The following is a 15,344-nucleotide window of genomic DNA, read 5'->3' on the forward strand; positions in this document are numbered from 1 at the left end:
GTTACATACTGACAGCTTCCAAAGCATCGCGCTAGGCTTAAACCGCTCCGGGGGCTCACTTTTTCGATCATTCGATGCGTCACACCCGGTACGTGTGCTAGTCGACGCAGCCCGCACCTGAGCTACACTTGCGCATGACCGGCGGACTGTCGGTTTTCTTTTGTGGTCCAACCCAGGTTCAGCACCCGCGATTCGGGCTGCTCTCCCTGTGTCAGGCCGAAGATTCGTCTTACACGACATGGTGAGGAGACCGGCGTGGCAGCCAACACTTCCAAGACAGCACGCGCGTCCGTCAAGGCCGGCCAGGCCAAGGGCGGCGCGGGACTCAACGTCCTCGGCGAGTTCAAGTACCTGATCCCGCTCAACAACGGGAAGCACGTGTACCTGCGCAACCTGGTCGACGGCAAGACCCTGCACCTCGCCACCGGCTCCGAGGCGTTCACCGAGGCCGTCAAGGCCCTCGCCGCGGCCGGTCACGGCGCGAAGATCAAGGCCGAGATCGAGGGCCTCGCCGCCAAGCTCCCCGCGGAGCAGGGCTGGGACACCACCCTCAAGACCCTCGAAGAGGCGGACGCCTTCGCCGCCGAGGCCGTCGCCGCCTAGGTTTCGCACCCGCGAACTTCGCGCTCCATGCCCGCCAGGGCGTGGAGCGCTTTTTCGTCTCCGGGTTCCGCGGCTTCGCGGAATTGCTCGATCGCCTGTTCGATCGCGTCAATGCGAATTGCCGATCGGCGCTAATCGTAGGCACTCCGAATAAGCCCTTGAACGCATACGCCTCACCCGATCGGACGATCCCCAATGGGGCGGGCGCATCAGTCCCCGAGGTCCGAGGTGCAGACCGGTTCGGACATGGGGACCGTGTCGATGTTCCACAGCGCGCTCACCGTGAAGCAGTAGTTCTCGCCGGGGATCAGGCCGGCCGCGGCGAACTCGGTCGCGACGGTGCCCTCGGGGTTGAGCGCTTCGGCCTTCTCGTCGCCGACCCGTTGGGCGAAGACGATGTACCGCAGGCCTTCTTCGCTCTCAGGCGGGGCCGTCCAGGTCAAGGACACCGCGCCCTCGTTCCAGGACGCGATCGCCAGTTGCTCGACCGCGCCTCCGCCCTCGGTGTTCGCCTGGTCGAAGTCCTCAGGGCCCTGGTTCGGCGTGAGGAGCCACAGCCACACGGTCATGATCCCGCCGAGCAGCACGGTGATCGCGAGCCCGAGGTACACGTACGACTTGAGGCTCCGCTCGTCCTTCTGCTTCGGCTGGATCGGCTTGGGGGCCTTGTACGCCTTGGTCTTTCGCGGCTTCGCGCCCTCGCGGCCGATCACCGGCGGTGCGAACACCTGCTCCTGCGGGGCCGCCTGCTGCATGTGCGGCGACTGCTGGGCGGCCTGCGGGCTCCACGGCGTCGGCGGTGGCTGCATGCTCACCGGCGCCTGCGGCGGCGCCGAGTACGGCGCGACGTGCTGCGCCTGGTGCTGCAGCGCCTGCTGCGGTGCACCGGAGAACGGCTGGGCGCTCATCGGGACCCCCGAGAACGGCGCGGCCGAGACCGGGCCGCCCTGCGTACCGCCGTCGAGCTGTGCGTACCGAGGATCGACCGCGTGGCCGAGCTCGCCGCCGAATCCGCCGGTGCGGCCTCCCGTGAGACCACTGCCGAGGGTGCCGCCCCGTTCGGGCTGCGGCAGCGGCTGCACGGGCGCGAACGGGTCCAGCGGCACGCGCGTGCCGCGCGAGGCGACCTCGGGCCGGTAGACCGTCTCCTCGTTGCTCACGTCGCCGATCACTGCGGGCGCGGAGGCCTTGCCGACCCCGCCGCCGTACATGCCGCGCTGCAGCTCCTCGGCGAACGCCCGGCCCGAAGCGGGCCGGCGGGCCGGATCGCGCGAGAGGCCGCGCACGAGCAGGCTCTCCAGCCATTCCGGCACGTCCTCGCGCGGGAGCTTCGGCGGCGGCGCGTCGGAGGTGACGCGCTCGCGGTGCGTGTCAGGGTCGGTCCCGCCCGCGGGGTTCGCGAACGGCGCGTACCCGGCGAGGAGGTGCCACATGCTCGACGCGAGGCTGAACAGGTCGCTCGCGGAGGTCTGGGCCTGCCGCAGCAGCGCCTCGGGCGAGGCGTGCAGCGGCGTGAGCTTGTCGATCGCGGCGGTAGCGGCCAGGGAGGCGGGCGTGCGCGCGATCCCGAAGTCCGCCAGCGCGGGCCCGTACTGGCCGCGGAGGATGTTCTGCGGCTTGACGTCACGGTGGAGGATGTCCGCGCTGTGGGCGGCCTGGAGGGCCTGACCGATCTTGACGCCCACGTCGAGCACGTCTTCCACCGGCAGCGGCCCGTCGGCCTTCAGGATCGCCGAGTAGGACCCGCCTTCGCAGTACTCCATGACGATGTACGGCTGCCCGGTCTCGGTGTGGCCGGTGTCGATGATCGAGACGATGTGCGGGTGGTTCGAGACGGCGACGGTGGCCTCGAGTTCCTTCTCGACCGAGTCCGCGGTGGTCATGTCGTCGTCGACGAGCAGGACCTTGACGGCGACCGTCCGGTCGAGGCGCTCCTGGACGGCGCGGTAGACGAACGCGGTCGACCCGTGCGCGACCATCGCGAAGTCGCGGTAGCCGGGAATGGCAGGAGTGGGGGAGCTCAAGGCGAGGGCTTCCTGTCAGGAGGCGTGATTCCGTCCTGAACAGAGTAGCCCTCGCCTTGAGGACGACTCAGATGCGGTTGTTCTGGCCGTTCAGCAGATTCGCGACCCGGATGAGGCCCAGGTGCGAGTACGCCTGCGGGTGGTTGCCCAGGCCGCGTTCGGCGATCGGGTCCCACTGCTCGGGCAGGAGGCCCGTGGGGCCCGCGCACGCGAGGATCTGCTCGAACAGCTCCTCGGCGTCGGTGCGGCGGCCCACCTGCAGGTAGGCCTCGGCGAGCCAAGCGGCGCAGATGACGAACCCGCCCTCGGTGCCCGGGAGGCCGTCGTCGCGGTGGTAGCGGTACACCGTCGGGCCCGAGCGGAGCCCGGCCTCGATCTTGAGCACGGTCTTGAGGTAGCGCGGGTCGTCCGGCGGGAGCAGCCCGGAGAGGCCGACCCACAGCGACGCGGCGTCGAGGTCGTCGTGGCCGTAGGCGGCCGTGTAGGCCCCGGACTCGTCGTTCCAGCCCAGTTCCAGCACGTTCTTCGCGATCTGGTCGCGCAGCTCGTGCCAATTGGGGCCGTACTCCATGCCGAACTGGTCGGCGACCTTGAGCGCGCGGTCCACGGTGACCCAGCACATGACCTTCGAGTACACGTGGTGCCTCGGGGCCTGGCGGGCCTCCCAGATGCCGTGGTCGGGTTCGTGCCAGCGCTTCGCGACCGCCTCGACCATGCTGCCCATGACCTGCTGCTCGAATTCCGAGAGGTGCCCGCGGCGCTGCGCGACGGCTTCGACGAGCATCGCGACGGGGCCGAACACGTCCAGCTGGACCTGGTTCGACGCGGCGTTGTTGATGCGCACCGGCCGCGCCCCGGCGTACCCGGGGAGCGTGTCGATGATCGCCTCGGGGCTCGGGGGCATGCCCTCGATGTCGTAGAGCGGGGCGAGCCGCTCGGGGTGGCCCGCGGTGCGCTCGATGATCCCGGCGACCCACGTGAAGTACGACTCGGCTTCCTGGAGGGAGCCGAGGTCGACGAGGGCGTTGGCGGTCATCGCGGCGTCGCGGATCCAGCAGAAGCGGTAGTCCCAGTTGCGGACGCCGCCGAGTTCCTCGGGCAGCGAGGTGGTGCCCGCGGCGAGGATCGCGCCCGAGGGCTGGTAGCAGAGCGCCTTGAGCGCCAGGGCGGAGCGGGAGACCATCTCGGTCTCGACGCGGGGGAGCCGCAGCGAGTCCGACCAGTTGCGCCAGCCGGCCTCGGTCGTGCGGCGGCGGACGTTGACGGGCGGCTTCCACTCGTCGAGGCTCGCCGATCCGGCGCGCATCTCGAGCACCAGGGACCCGCCGACGGCGGCGAGGTCGACGACGGCCACGGCGAGCGAGTGCTGCCCGTCGTATTCGATGTGCCAGTCCACGCCCGGCGAGCGCAGGCTGATGGGTTCGCGGCCGCCGAGGACGCGCAGGCCGTCGTCGCCGACGGGCTGGAGCTGCACGGGCAGCTGCCCGAACTCGGGGCGGGGGGCGAAGGTGAGCTTGACGGGGACTTCGCCGGTGACCTCGCGGACGAGGACGGTGGCGTTGAGGTCGCCGCGGCGGCGCGGGGTCGAGTCGAGCCAGTCGGTGACGGCGAGGCCCGGCCAGCGGGTCTCGACGGTCATCGTGCCGGCCACGTAGCGCTGGCCGAGCGGGATGCCGGCGTTGACGGGCTGGACGCTGAAGTGCCCGGCGTGCTCGCCGCCGAGGAGGTCGGCGAAGACCGAGCCGGAGTCGGGGCGCGGGTGGCACATCCAGGTGACGCGCCCGTCGGGGGTGAGGAGCGCGTGGTTGGCGCCGTCGGCGAGCATCGTGTGCCGCTCGATGAGCTGCGCGGATTCGCCTTGGAGCCAGGCGCGCCGGGTGTCGACGAGGCGGGCGAGGAGCTTCGCGACGTCCTCGGGGTCGCCGATGCGGAACGCGGCGCGGGTGGGGCCGGGGCCGACGCGGACGCCGACGTCGGGGCCGTGCAGGTGCGCAAACGCATTCTCGTCGGTCACGTCGTCGCCCAGGAAGAGGACCGCGGAGGCCCCCAGCTGGTGGCGCAGCTTGTCGAGCGCGTCGCCCTTGTGCGTGGTGACCACGGACAGGTCGATGACGGCCTTGCCCTCGGTGGTCTGCACGCCGTCCCATGTGGACGGCCCTTCGCGGACGTCCTCGATCGCGCGCATCGCATCCGGTTCGGACGCTTCGCGAACGTGCAGTGCGCAGCCGGCCGGCTTGGGCTCGACCCGGGCGCCCTCGTAGCGTTCAGCGATCGCCGACAGCTCGGCGACGAGCTTGTCGCGCAACCGCTGGTCCTCGCTGGAGAGCGCCCGGGTGAAGCCGACGTCGAACTCGGACCCGTGGGACCCGACCAAGTGGATCTCGGAGGGCAGGCGGGAGAGCGCCGCCAGGTCCCGCAGGGCCCGGCCGGAGATGACCGCGACCTTCGTCTGCGGCAGGTTCGCCAGTGTCCGCAGGGCCGAGACCGACTCGGGAAGCGGCATGGCCTGCGAAGGATCGGTGACGATCGGCGCGAGCGTGCCGTCGTAGTCGCACGCGATCAGCAGTTGCGGAACGCGTGCGAGCAGTGTGAGGGCCGAACGCAGTTCTTCGGAGGAACTGAAGTCCTCCGACGCGTGGCTCTCAGGGCGTGGTGCGGTCATCGTGGCGTATCTCTCCAACACCGTCGTTGCGGAAATGTCTGTGCCTGCCGCCCGACCGCCGGGTATCAGACTTCGGCAGGCGGGCTGCCCGGATTGTACGCCGCGCTGCGCTCCGGAACTCCTAGCGCTGTGAGGAAGCTGCGCGCCCAGCGATTCACATCGTGCTTGCGCAGATAACGCCTCATGGCGCGCATCCTCTTCATCTTATCGTCGAGCGGCGCGTTCGCAGCTGTCACAAATCCGTCTTTCAAATCGGTCAAATCATGCGGATTCACCAGGAACGCCTGCCGCAGATCGCCTGCGGCACCGGCGAACTCGCTCAGCACGAGCGCCCCGCGGTTGTCGATCCGGCTCGCCACGTACTCCTTCGCCACCAGGTTCATGCCGTCGCGCAGCGGGGTCACCGCCATCACATCGGCCGCCTGGTACAGCGCCGCCAGCTCGTACCGGTCGAAGCTCTGGTGCAGGTAGTGCACCGCCGGGAGGCCGACCTGCCCGTATTCGCCGTTGATGCGCCCGATCTGGCGCTCGACCCGCTCGCGCAGCGACCGGTACTGCTCCACGCGTTCGCGACTGGGGGTCGCGACCTGCACCATCACCGCGTTCGGCACCTGCAGGCGGCCGTCCTCGAGGAGTTCGTGGAAGGCCTTGAGCCGCTGCTCGATGCCCTTGGTGTAGTCGAGCCGGTCCACGCCGAGGATGATCGTCTCCGGCTCGCCGAGCTCGGCGCGGATCTCCTTGGCGCGCTGGCGGACCCGCTCGCTGTTCGCGACCTCTTCGTTGTGGGCGGTGTCGATCGAGATGGGGAAGGCGTCGGCGCGCACGAGCCGGTCGTCGACGGTGACGTAGTGCCCCCGCGGCCGGTAGCCGAGGAGGTGCCGGGTGAGCGCCAGGAAGTTCTGCGCCGCCAGGGGCCGCTGGAAGCCCACCAAGTCGGCGCCCAGGAGGCCCTTGAGGATCTCCATGCGGTGCGGGAGCTGCATGAACAGCTCCACGGGCGGGAACGGGATGTGCAGGAAGAACCCGATCCGCAGGTCGGGGCGCCGCTCGCGCAGCATTCCGGGGACGAGCTGGAGCTGGTAGTCCTGCACCCATACGACCGCCCCGGGGGCGGCCTCGCGGGCGCAGACGTCGGCGAAGCGCTCGTTGACCTCGTAGTAGGACTTCCACCAGGAGCGGCGGAAGACGCGCGGTTCGACCGCGTCGTGGTAGAGCGGCCACAGCGAGGCGTTCGAGAACCCCTCGTAGTAGCGCAGGACTTCGTTCTCGCTCAACGGGACCGGCATGAGCGTCACGCCGTCGGACTCGAAGGCGTCAGGGGCTTCGCCGGCGGTGCCGGCCCAGCCGATCCACGTGCCGCGATTGGCCTGGAGAACGGGTTCGAGGGCGGTGACGAGGCCGCCAGGGGATCGGCGCCAGGTTCGGTTTCCCTCGTCGTCGACCACAGAGTCGACGGGGAGGCGGTTGGCTACGACAATGAAGGATGCGTTGCTCAATTCGTATTTCCTCCTTTTCGCAAGCCTACCGGGGCGGGGTGCCCGGCGGTCGCGGTGACGCAGACGGTCCCCGCGACGGCCCGATTGGCGGGTACCCGCCCGGACTTGACATTATTGAGACCGGTCAGTTCAGTACGGCTCGTCCCAAAGCGAAGGATCAGCGTGGCGCAGTTCATCTACACCTTGGAAAAGGCGCGTAAAGCGCACGGTGACAAGGTCGTCCTCGACGACGTCACCCTGTACTTCAATCCGGGTGCGAAGATCGGCGTGGTCGGCCCCAACGGCGCGGGCAAGTCCAGCCTCCTGCGCATCATGGCGGGCCAGGACCAGGTCTCCAACGGCGAGGCGAAGCTCGCCAACGGCGCGACCGTGGGGATGCTCGCGCAGGAGCCGCCGCTGAACGAGTCGAAGACCGTCATGGAGAACGTCCAGGAGGCCGTCGCGCCGATCCAGGCGAAGCTCGACCGGTTCAACGAGGTCGCCATGGAGATGGCCACCGACTACACCGACGAGCTCATGGCCGAGATGGGCCGCCTTCAGGAGGAGCTCGACGCCGCGAACGCGTGGGAGCTCGACTCCAAGCTCGAACAGGCCATGGACGCCCTGCGCTGCCCGCCCGGCGACTGGCCCGTCACCAACCTCTCCGGCGGTGAGCGCCGCCGCGTGGCGCTCTGCAAGCTGCTGCTCGAGGCGCCCGACCTGCTGCTCCTCGACGAGCCCACCAACCACCTCGACGCCGAGTCCGTGCTCTGGCTGGAGCGCCACCTCGCCGCGTACGCCGGCGCGGTGATCGCGATCACCCACGACCGGTACTTCCTCGACAACGTCGCCGAGTGGATCCTCGAGCTCGACCGCGGCCGCACCTACCCCTACGAGGGCAACTACTCCACCTACCTGGAGAAGAAGGCCGAGCGCATGAAGGTGGAGGGCCGCAAGGACTCCAAGCTCCAGAAGCGCCTCAAGGACGAGCTCGAGTGGGTCCGCTCCAACGCCAAGGGCCGCCAGACCAAGTCCAAGGCCCGCCTGGGCCGCTACGAGGAGATGGCCGCCGAAGCCGAGAAGACCCGCAAGCTCGACTTCGAGGAGATCCAGATCCCGCCGGGCCCGCGCCTCGGCTCCACCGTCATCGAGGTCAAGGACCTGGTCAAGGGCTTCGACGGCGAGACGCTCATCAACGGCCTGGACTTCAACCTGCCGCGCAACGGCATCATCGGCATCATCGGCCCGAACGGCGTCGGCAAGACCACCCTGTTCAAGACCATCGTCGGCCTCGAGAAGCCCGACTCCGGCACCGTGAACATCGGCGGCACCGTCGAAATCTCCTATGTGGACCAGAACCGCTCGGGCCTCGACGGCGACAAGTCGGTGTGGCAGGTCGTCTCGGACGGCCTCGACTACCTCATGGTCGGCAAGGTCGAGATGCCCTCGCGCGCCTACATCGCCGCGTTCGGCTTCAAGGGCCCGGACCAGCAGAAGCCCACCAAGGTCCTCTCGGGCGGTGAGCGCAACCGCCTGAACCTGGCGCTCACCCTCAAACAGGGCGGCAACGTCCTCCTGCTCGACGAGCCCACCAACGACCTCGACGTCGAGACGCTCTCCAGCCTGGAGAACGCCCTCCTCGAGTTCCCCGGCTGCGCCGTGGTCATCAGCCACGACCGGGCCTTCCTCGACAAGGTCGCCACCCACATCCTCGCCTGGGAGGGCGAGGGCGAGGACGGCCTGCCGAAGTGGTTCTGGTTCGAGGGCAACTTCGACTCCTACGAGAAGAACAAGATCGAGCGCCTCGGTCCCGACGCCGCGAACCCGCACCGCGTCACCCACCGGAAGCTCACCCGGGACTAGCCGTGGCGCGATTCAAGACCGACGTCCCGCTGCGCTGGTCGGACATGGACGCCTTCGGGCACGTGAACAACAACCAGTTCATGGTGCTGCTCGAAGAGGCACGCGTCGCGATGATGTTCTCCGCCGCAGCGGAATCCGGCATCCCCGGGTTCCGCGAGGGCGTCGTCGTGGCCCGCCACGAGGTGGACTTCCTGCTGCCCGTGGTCGTGCCCGCCGAGACCCGCGTCGAGCTGTGGGTCGAGCGGATCGGGAACTCCTCGTTCTCGTTCGCCTACGAGCTCATGGCGAACGACAAGCTCGCGCTGCGCGCCAAGACCGTGATGGTGCCCTTCGACGTCGCCAGCCAGCGGCCGCGGCGCATCACCGCCGAGGAGCGGGCCTACCTCGAGCAGTGGACCGACTGACGCTCCGATGACCGACCCGACCACCGCCGGGGACGACGAGGCCTTCGCGGCCCGCGCCGCCCGCCTCGACCCCGACACCCCCGTGCTCGCGCAGGGCGGCCGACTCTGGGCCGCCCTGCCCATCGGCGTCCTCGCCGTCCGCGACGCCGGTGAGGGGGGCCTCGCCGACGGCCTCTACCGCGCCGGCGACCTCGTCTCCGGTGAAGCGGCGGCCCGGCCCGCCGCCGAATGGCGCGGGCGCCTCCCCAAACAGCCGTGGACGACCGTCGAGAGCGTCCCGGCCGCCGACATCGCCGACATCGACCGCAAGGCCGCACAGGCCCTGCGGGAGCGGCGCGGACAGGGCGTCGGCGACCGGCGCCTGCGCGACGCCATGCTCGAGCACGTCACCCTCCGCGTCGAACACGACGGCAGGATCTACCCGGTCGAATTCCGACTCGTCGCCGCCCTGTGCCGCATGGGCTTCCTCGGGGACGACCCCGTGCGGGTCCTCAAGGCCGGCCGCCGCGTCGGACTCGCCGCCACGTACGGCACCGTCTGGGACAGGGACCGCGGCCTGCCGATGCTGTGACCGATTCGGAACACACGGTGATGTCACTCTGATCGGTGACGGATACCCGACGTCCGGAGGATGGGACGGGCCATCTCGTTCTGATACATATGAAACCGGTGACAGTACCCCGTACGTGCCTGCGAACAAACGCTCGACGGTTCATACTTTTGGTCAGGATTGCTTGACGGTTGTGCCATGTCAGTGGCGAGCCCTAGTCTGCTCACTGCAACACGACGTAACTTGGCTATGCCCCGCGAAGCACGACCAATCACATCCAATGGTTCAGCTCAGCATGAATGCCAACGTATTACCCAACACTGCCAGTGATTCGCATTTTGGGTGGGAAGGCGGACAACACCATGGCATGGTGGCGCAGCAGAAAACGCGACGCACAGCAAGAATCGATCGCCGAGACGGTCGCGGAAGCCGACACCGAGCTCGGCGGAGCCGTTGAGCGCGCTCAGGCGCGCGGCAGCCAGCCCAGCGCGGTCCCGACCCCGCGCGCCGAGCGGCAGGATGACCCCGAGCTCGACACCGAGGAGTTCGAGGTCGACCTCGAGTTCGCCTCCCGGGAGCTGCGTCACGAGCTCACCGCGGAGCAGCTCCTGCTCGGCCCCGAGCGCGAGCAGATCTCCGAAGTCGACCGCTGGCATCTCATCAAGCGCGACCTCGAGGAGATCGACCCGGACTTCATCACCGACCTGGAGCAGATCGCCGCGGACGCGGTGGCCCAGGAGACCGATGAGGCCGCGCCGCTCGACTCGGACCGCATCATCGCGGCCCTGAGGAACCTCGACATCCGTTACCTCGTCGACGAGAACGGCGGCATCGTGGCCCTCTGGGAGCGCCACATCGTCCAGGTCCGCGCCGAGGGCCCCGACGCCGACATCCTGGTCCTGCGCGCCCGCGCCTACCAGACCGTCCCCCGAGAGTGGTCCGAGCGCGGCTACGCGGCCATGAACGAATGGAACCGCACCCGCCGCTTCCTCAAGGCCTACCTGGGCGAGCCGACCGATTCGGGCGCGCTCCCCGTCTTCGGCGAGATCCAGGTCCCCGTCCGCCCCGGTATCACCACCGCCCTGCTCGAAGAGCTCATCGACTGCGGCACCGCGATCTCGGGCACATTCGTCGAGTGGCTCGAGGGCGAACTGCTGTAACCCTGCCGGTCCGACCGTTGCGCACCGCCGCCCCGGGCTCCCATCGGAGCCCGGGGCGGCGCTTTGAACAGGTGCGATTCCCGCCGAACCGGTACGCTCATGGGGAACCCCCATCTCCAAATTGGATAGGAGACCCCATGACCTCCGAGCCCCAAGGCGCCCAGCCTCCCGACGCCGCCGCACCCGCACCCTCCGATTCCGAACCCGCAGCGCCGCAACCCGATGCCACGGTCAACATCCCCGCCCAGGCCTCGCCGCCGGCCTTCGAGTCCGAAGAGCACGACACGGTGAAGGTCGTTCCGGGAGCGGCACCGCGGCCGGCCGCCGACCTGCCCGAGGCCTCGTTCGAGTCCGGCGACGACGACTTCCTCACGGAGACAAGGGCACCCGTCCCCGCAGCAGGCTCCTCGTTCGCCCCGGCGCCCGCAGCCGCCCAAATGCCCACGGCCGCAACGGCACCGGCCGCCCCCGCCATGCCGCAGACGGCGCTCCCGTCACCGGTCGCCCCGCCCGCCCAGGGCTACGCGATGACGCCGCCGCCGACGGGTCCTCCCGCGGCCTCGCCCGCCGGTCCGCCGCCCGCGATGCCGACGGGACCGATGCCGCCGCCCCCGGCGCCGCGCAAACCCCGCAACAACGCCGCGATCGCCTTCGCCGTGATCGCGCTCGTGCTGTTCGTCACCGCTGCGGCCTTCGGGATCCTCTACTCGGAGAAGGCGAACGACTTCGACGACCAGGCCGACCAGCTCCGGTCCGTCGAAGCCGACCGCGACGCACTCGACGACGCGAAGGCCGAACTCGAGGACGAGATCGTCGCGCTCCAACTGGAACGCGACAACCTCCAGGCCGACTCCGACGCTCGCCAGGTCTGTTCCGACGCGCTCGACGCCCTGATCGCCGACGAGTACCCGGGCACCATCGACGACCTCGAAGACCTGGCCAGCAGCGAGTACCTCGAATGGGCCCAGGCCCATGACGAGCTCTACCGCGAGGTCGAGCGCCAGTGCCTGGCCTGATCCGAACCTGAAGCGCGAACGGAGCGGCGGGGAGAACCCCGCCGCTCCGTTTCATGTTCAGTCGACTCGGCGCAGAACGAGTGCCATGCGTTCCGCATCCCGCTCATGCTTCATGCGTTCCGCATACCGCGCTCAAGCTTCATGCGTTCCGCATGCTGCGCTCAAGCTTCATGCGTTCCGCATGCTGCGCTCAAGCTTCATGCGTTCCGCATGAAGTCCGCCGCCCGCTCCATGTACTCCCACATGACCTTGTCGTACTCGGGCGCCAGGGCGACCTCGTCCATCGCGTGGCGCATGCAGCGCAGCCAGGCGTCGCGCTCGCGCTCGCCGATCGTGAAAGGCGCGTGGCGCATCCGCAGGCGCGGGTGGCCCCGCTCCTCGGAGTAGGTGTGCGGCCCGCCCCAGTACTGCTCGAGGAACATCTTCAGCCGCCGGGCCGCCGGGGCCAGGTCCGCTTCGGGGTACATCGGGCGCATGATCGGGTCGTCGGCCACCTGCGCGTAGAACGCGTTCGTCAGGCGTTCGAAGGTCGCTTCGCCGCCCACGGCCTCGTAGAAGGACTGCGTGGGCGCAGGCTGTCCGGTCGGCGTCAGGGCCACCACGGCCCGCGGGCTGTCACTAGGCATCTCCCAATCGTGCCAAGGGCGGGACCAACTAGGAAGCCGATCCGGCACGCGTCACACCGAATGGGCCGCACATCACCTAGGCGGTCGCCCCGTCCGCCCCGGCAGCCTCACCGCTCGCCATGGTGCGGGGCACGTAGATCCGGCCGCTCGTCGAGCTGATGATGCCCTCCTCGCGCAGTGCCTCGCTCACCCGCCTGCGCAGTTCGCGGCCCGCCGCCCACTGCTGATCGGAAGCCGTCCGCACGCCCAAACGCACCTTGACCTCATCGATGGTCACCTCCGTCGGGCCGAGGTACTCGGGCTCGCGGAGGATGTGGTCGCGCCATGCCTCGTCTTCGGCGAACGCCGCGGCCACCGCGGTGATGACCTCCCCGACCCGATCCAGGTCCGCGCTCGGCGGCAGCGGCGTGTCCACCACGACATACGCCCAGCTCTGACTCGAGTTGCCGACCCGCAGGATCTGCCCGTTGCGCATGTACCACAGGGTCCCGTCCAGCGACCGGAGCGTGGTCACCCGCAGTCCCATGTCCACCACCTCGCCCGACGCGTCGCCGACGTCCACGAAATCGCCTACGCCGTACTGGTCCTCGATGAGGATGAAGATCCCGGCCAGGTAGTCCTGCACCAGGTTCTGGGCGCCGAAGCCGATCGCGATGCCGGCGATCCCCGCGCTGGCGAGGATCGGCGCGAGGTTGACGTCGAAGGCGCTGAGCACCAGCATGAACGCAATGGTGAAGATCACGATTCCGGCGACGTGCTGGAGTACGCCGGTGAGCGTCTCGGCGCGCTTTTCGCCGCGGTCGCCGAGCAGTTCATCGCGGCGGGAGTTGCCGGAGCCGAGCTTGTCGGCGAGCTCCGCGATCGACTGCGGGCCCTTGATCGAGGTGACCTGCTTGATGATGCGGCCGATGGCCCGGTTGACGAGCCAGCGGAGGAAGAAGGCCGCGACGAGGATGATCAGGACCTGCCCGATCTTGTCGAGCACCACACCGCCGTCGACGGCGAAGTCGCCGTTGCCGGAGAGCTTGTACAGCAGCGAGCACGAGTTGAAGCCCGCGTCGCAGGGCGAGGCCTCCTCGGTGGCGGCTAGCAGTTCCACGTTCGTCCTTCTCAAGGTCATCGAGGCGCGGCCGCCGAGTTCACGGCCCGCGCGCCCCTGCCGACGTCCGAACGATCCGGTGTCGTCCGGGGTCCGCTCAGACGATATTCGCGCGTCATTCAAGATCCCACGGAACCAGGGTGCAATTTTCTGAGATATAGGTCAAACTTGACGGGACCGATGGCTTGGAGGTACGTCACCGTGATAGGTCCTCGACATAGGAGCACGCTCGACAGCGATGACCCTTCCCCAGGGGTGCTCCCGAATCTCTTCACGCACAGCGCGGCCACACTGGGCTCCGCCCTCGTCCTGAACCAGAGCTATGAGCCACTATGCGTGATACCAGTCAAGCGGGCGGCGGTGCTGCTGCTCACTCGAAAGGCCGAAACCGTCACTCCTGGTGACGGTTTTCTGCGCTCGGAAACCATGCACATCCCCGTCCCGTCGGTGGTCCGCCTCAACCGCTACGTGCCGATCCCCAGGCAGGTCGGGTCCAGCCCCTCGCGGCGCGGCGTGTTCGCCCGCGACGACTGGCGCTGCGTGTACTGCAACGCGTCGGCCGAGACCATCGACCACGTCGTGCCCCGCTCACGCGGCGGCACGCACACGTGGGACAACGTCGTGGCGGCCTGCGCCCCCTGCAACCACCGCAAGAGCGACAAGACCCTCGCCGAACTCGGCTGGCGCCTGCCCCGGGTGCCCCGGCCGCCCTCGGGCTGGCAGCTGCGCGGCTTCCGCGGCCAGCGCCGCCCCGACCCGGCGTGGGAAGCCTGGCTTCCCCGCCACGGGAAGGAGCGCGTCCGGCTCTCCTGAGCGAGGCCATCGGACGAACAGGGCCCCCGACAGTCACTCGACCGTCGGCGGGCCCTGTTCGCGTCCTTGCCGCGGCGCACCAACGCAATCGCTCCCTGTGCGACCGACTGCACGGAGTTACCACCTGCGGCGAGGTGAGGGGCGTAATTGGATTAGTCTGAGGGCCGGACTCGGAGCCCGCTTTCCGGCCGTGACTGAGGAGGGCGACGACGCCCGCTTGCCAGCCGTTGATTCGCCGAGTCACCCTGTACCTGTATTTAGGGGAGCAACATGACGTTCCAGGACTTGCTGATACTGTTCGGCGCCCCGATCCTGGTTGTGGTCGCGGTCTTCGCCGTGATCTTCCTGCGGCACCCGAGGCCGCAGTCCCGCTACCGCGCGGGCGAGCCCTACAACTTCAAACCGGTGTGGTTCGTCGCCCGCAATGGCGCGGTGGCAGGCGAGTCCGGCTTGGCCGAACTCGAGTCCGGCGCCCACGGCGCCGCGACCGTCGCCAGTGGACCCAAGGGAGGCTCGCATGGCAAGTGGTAACCAGGTGGCGATCGTCGAGGGCGTCGACAAGAGCCCCGAAGACGTTCAGCCGGCGATGCTCGAAGGCCCCTTCGACACCCGCGAACTGCTGCACATCGACGAGGCCCTCTCCGTCGCCGAGCGCGACGGCGGCGGCCTGCACTACAGCGTGTACGTCGGCCCGCTGAACGACCCGGTCCGCGGCGCCGCCGAGGCACTGCACGACAAGCTCGCCGACCCCGACCGCTCGATCCTCGTCGCCGTCTCGCCCGAGCAGCGGCAGCTGGAGATCGTGACGGGCAAGATCGCCCAGGAGAAGGTCCCGGACCGCTCCGCGGCGCTCGTCGTCTTCTCCATGGAAGCCGCTTTCGGCGCCGGGCAGCTGGCCGGGGGCATCATCACCGGCCTGCGGATGCTCGCGGAGACCGCCTCGAGCCGCTAGACCCGAGACATGGCGGTGGGGGGGGGGGGGGGGGGGGGCGGGGGGCCCCCCCCCCCCCCGGGGGGGCGCGGGGGGGGGGCGGGGGGGGGTTCCGGGG

The 15,344-nt window shown here is 69.3% G+C and carries 14 protein-coding genes; 9 read left to right on the plus strand and 5 right to left on the minus strand.

Features of this window, described 5'->3' with window-relative positions; genetic code table 11:
* Nucleotides 1-255 precede the first annotated feature (255 nt).
* Nucleotides 256-603, plus strand: coding sequence for a hypothetical protein (locus JHY01_RS21245; RefSeq protein WP_205327699.1), 348 nt, complete (start codon nucleotides 256-258; stop codon nucleotides 601-603).
* A 209-nt stretch (nucleotides 604-812) separates the two neighbouring features.
* Here JHY01_RS21245 and JHY01_RS21250 read toward each other — a convergent pair whose 3' ends face one another.
* The 3 genes from JHY01_RS21250 to JHY01_RS21260 form a co-directional block, all read right to left on the minus strand.
* On the minus strand, nucleotides 813-2,627 hold the full coding sequence (locus JHY01_RS21250; protein ID WP_205327700.1) for a protein kinase: 1,815 nt from the start codon (nucleotides 2,625-2,627) through the stop codon (nucleotides 813-815).
* A 67-nt stretch (nucleotides 2,628-2,694) separates the two neighbouring features.
* Complete coding sequence (otsB, locus tag JHY01_RS21255) at nucleotides 2,695-5,289, minus strand: trehalose-phosphatase (RefSeq protein ID WP_205327701.1); 2,595 nt, start codon at nucleotides 5,287-5,289, stop codon at nucleotides 2,695-2,697.
* A 65-nt stretch (nucleotides 5,290-5,354) separates the two neighbouring features.
* Nucleotides 5,355-6,785, minus strand: a complete 1,431-nt coding sequence (locus JHY01_RS21260) for a trehalose-6-phosphate synthase (RefSeq protein WP_205327702.1) — start codon at nucleotides 6,783-6,785, stop codon at nucleotides 5,355-5,357.
* A gap of 162 nt (nucleotides 6,786-6,947) precedes the next feature.
* Here JHY01_RS21260 and ettA point away from each other — a divergent pair, with 162 nt between their 5' ends.
* From ettA to JHY01_RS21285, 5 genes are all read left to right on the plus strand, one after another.
* Nucleotides 6,948-8,627, plus strand: coding sequence for an energy-dependent translational throttle protein EttA (ettA, locus tag JHY01_RS21265; RefSeq protein ID WP_205327703.1), 1,680 nt, complete (start codon nucleotides 6,948-6,950; stop codon nucleotides 8,625-8,627).
* Between the two features lie 2 nt (nucleotides 8,628-8,629).
* A complete protein-coding gene (locus tag JHY01_RS21270) occupies nucleotides 8,630-9,031 on the plus strand; it encodes a thioesterase family protein (RefSeq protein WP_307814516.1) in 402 nt (133 codons plus the stop codon).
* 7 nt (nucleotides 9,032-9,038) lie between these two features.
* Nucleotides 9,039-9,602, plus strand: a complete 564-nt coding sequence (locus JHY01_RS21275) for a hypothetical protein (RefSeq protein ID WP_205327704.1) — start codon at nucleotides 9,039-9,041, stop codon at nucleotides 9,600-9,602.
* A gap of 341 nt (nucleotides 9,603-9,943) precedes the next feature.
* On the plus strand, nucleotides 9,944-10,741 hold the full coding sequence (locus JHY01_RS21280; protein ID WP_205327705.1) for a YbjN domain-containing protein: 798 nt from the start codon (nucleotides 9,944-9,946) through the stop codon (nucleotides 10,739-10,741).
* Nucleotides 10,742-10,878: 137 nt separating this feature from the next.
* Entirely contained in the window at nucleotides 10,879-11,757 is an 879-nt protein-coding gene (locus JHY01_RS21285) for a hypothetical protein (RefSeq protein WP_205327706.1), read from the plus strand.
* A 197-nt stretch (nucleotides 11,758-11,954) separates the two neighbouring features.
* Here the strand turns inward: JHY01_RS21285 and JHY01_RS21290 are convergent, their stop codons facing one another.
* Both JHY01_RS21290 and JHY01_RS21295 read right to left on the minus strand, forming a co-directional pair.
* Nucleotides 11,955-12,383 carry a globin gene (locus tag JHY01_RS21290; RefSeq protein ID WP_205327707.1) on the minus strand — a complete coding sequence of 143 codons (429 nt, stop codon included), beginning with the start codon at nucleotides 12,381-12,383 and terminating at the stop codon, nucleotides 11,955-11,957.
* Nucleotides 12,384-12,459: 76 nt separating this feature from the next.
* Nucleotides 12,460-13,482, minus strand: a complete 1,023-nt coding sequence (locus JHY01_RS21295; protein WP_205327708.1) for a mechanosensitive ion channel family protein — start codon at nucleotides 13,480-13,482, stop codon at nucleotides 12,460-12,462.
* 291 nt (nucleotides 13,483-13,773) lie between these two features.
* Between JHY01_RS21295 and JHY01_RS21300 the strand changes: the two genes are divergently transcribed.
* The 3 genes from JHY01_RS21300 to JHY01_RS21310 all read left to right on the plus strand — a co-directional run bounded on the left by JHY01_RS21300 (nucleotide 13,774) and on the right by JHY01_RS21310 (nucleotide 15,247).
* A complete protein-coding gene (locus JHY01_RS21300) occupies nucleotides 13,774-14,295 on the plus strand; it encodes an HNH endonuclease (protein ID WP_374199565.1) in 522 nt (173 codons plus the stop codon).
* A 270-nt stretch (nucleotides 14,296-14,565) separates the two neighbouring features.
* The gene (locus tag JHY01_RS21305) at nucleotides 14,566-14,826 is read left to right on the plus strand and encodes a hypothetical protein (RefSeq protein ID WP_205327710.1); all 261 of its coding nucleotides are present in this window, start codon (nucleotides 14,566-14,568) and stop codon (nucleotides 14,824-14,826) included.
* Nucleotides 14,827-14,881: 55 nt separating this feature from the next.
* Nucleotides 14,882-15,247 (plus strand): DUF5130 family protein, encoded by a 366-nt coding sequence (locus tag JHY01_RS21310; protein WP_374199566.1) that lies wholly within the window; start codon nucleotides 14,882-14,884, stop codon nucleotides 15,245-15,247.
* Nucleotides 15,248-15,344 lie beyond the last annotated feature (97 nt).

The sequence above is a fragment of the Glycomyces sp. YM15 genome, from assembly GCF_016918015.1.
Classification (GTDB): Bacteria; Actinomycetota; Actinomycetes; order Mycobacteriales; family Micromonosporaceae; genus Glycomyces.

Coding starts and splice junctions, on each gene's coding strand:
- otsB (WP_205327701.1), bottom strand. CDS start 5,289: ATGACCGCACCACGCCCTGAGAGCCACGCGTCGGAGGACTTCAGTTCC.
- JHY01_RS21275 (WP_205327704.1), top strand. CDS start 9,039: ATGACCGACCCGACCACCGCCGGGGACGACGAGGCCTTCGCGGCCCGC.
- JHY01_RS21280 (WP_205327705.1), top strand. CDS start 9,944: ATGGCATGGTGGCGCAGCAGAAAACGCGACGCACAGCAAGAATCGATC.
- JHY01_RS21285 (WP_205327706.1), top strand. CDS start 10,879: ATGACCTCCGAGCCCCAAGGCGCCCAGCCTCCCGACGCCGCCGCACCC.
- JHY01_RS21290 (WP_205327707.1), bottom strand. CDS start 12,383: ATGCCTAGTGACAGCCCGCGGGCCGTGGTGGCCCTGACGCCGACCGGA.
- JHY01_RS21305 (WP_205327710.1), top strand. CDS start 14,566: ATGACGTTCCAGGACTTGCTGATACTGTTCGGCGCCCCGATCCTGGTT.
- JHY01_RS21310 (WP_374199566.1), top strand. CDS start 14,882: ATGCTCGAAGGCCCCTTCGACACCCGCGAACTGCTGCACATCGACGAG.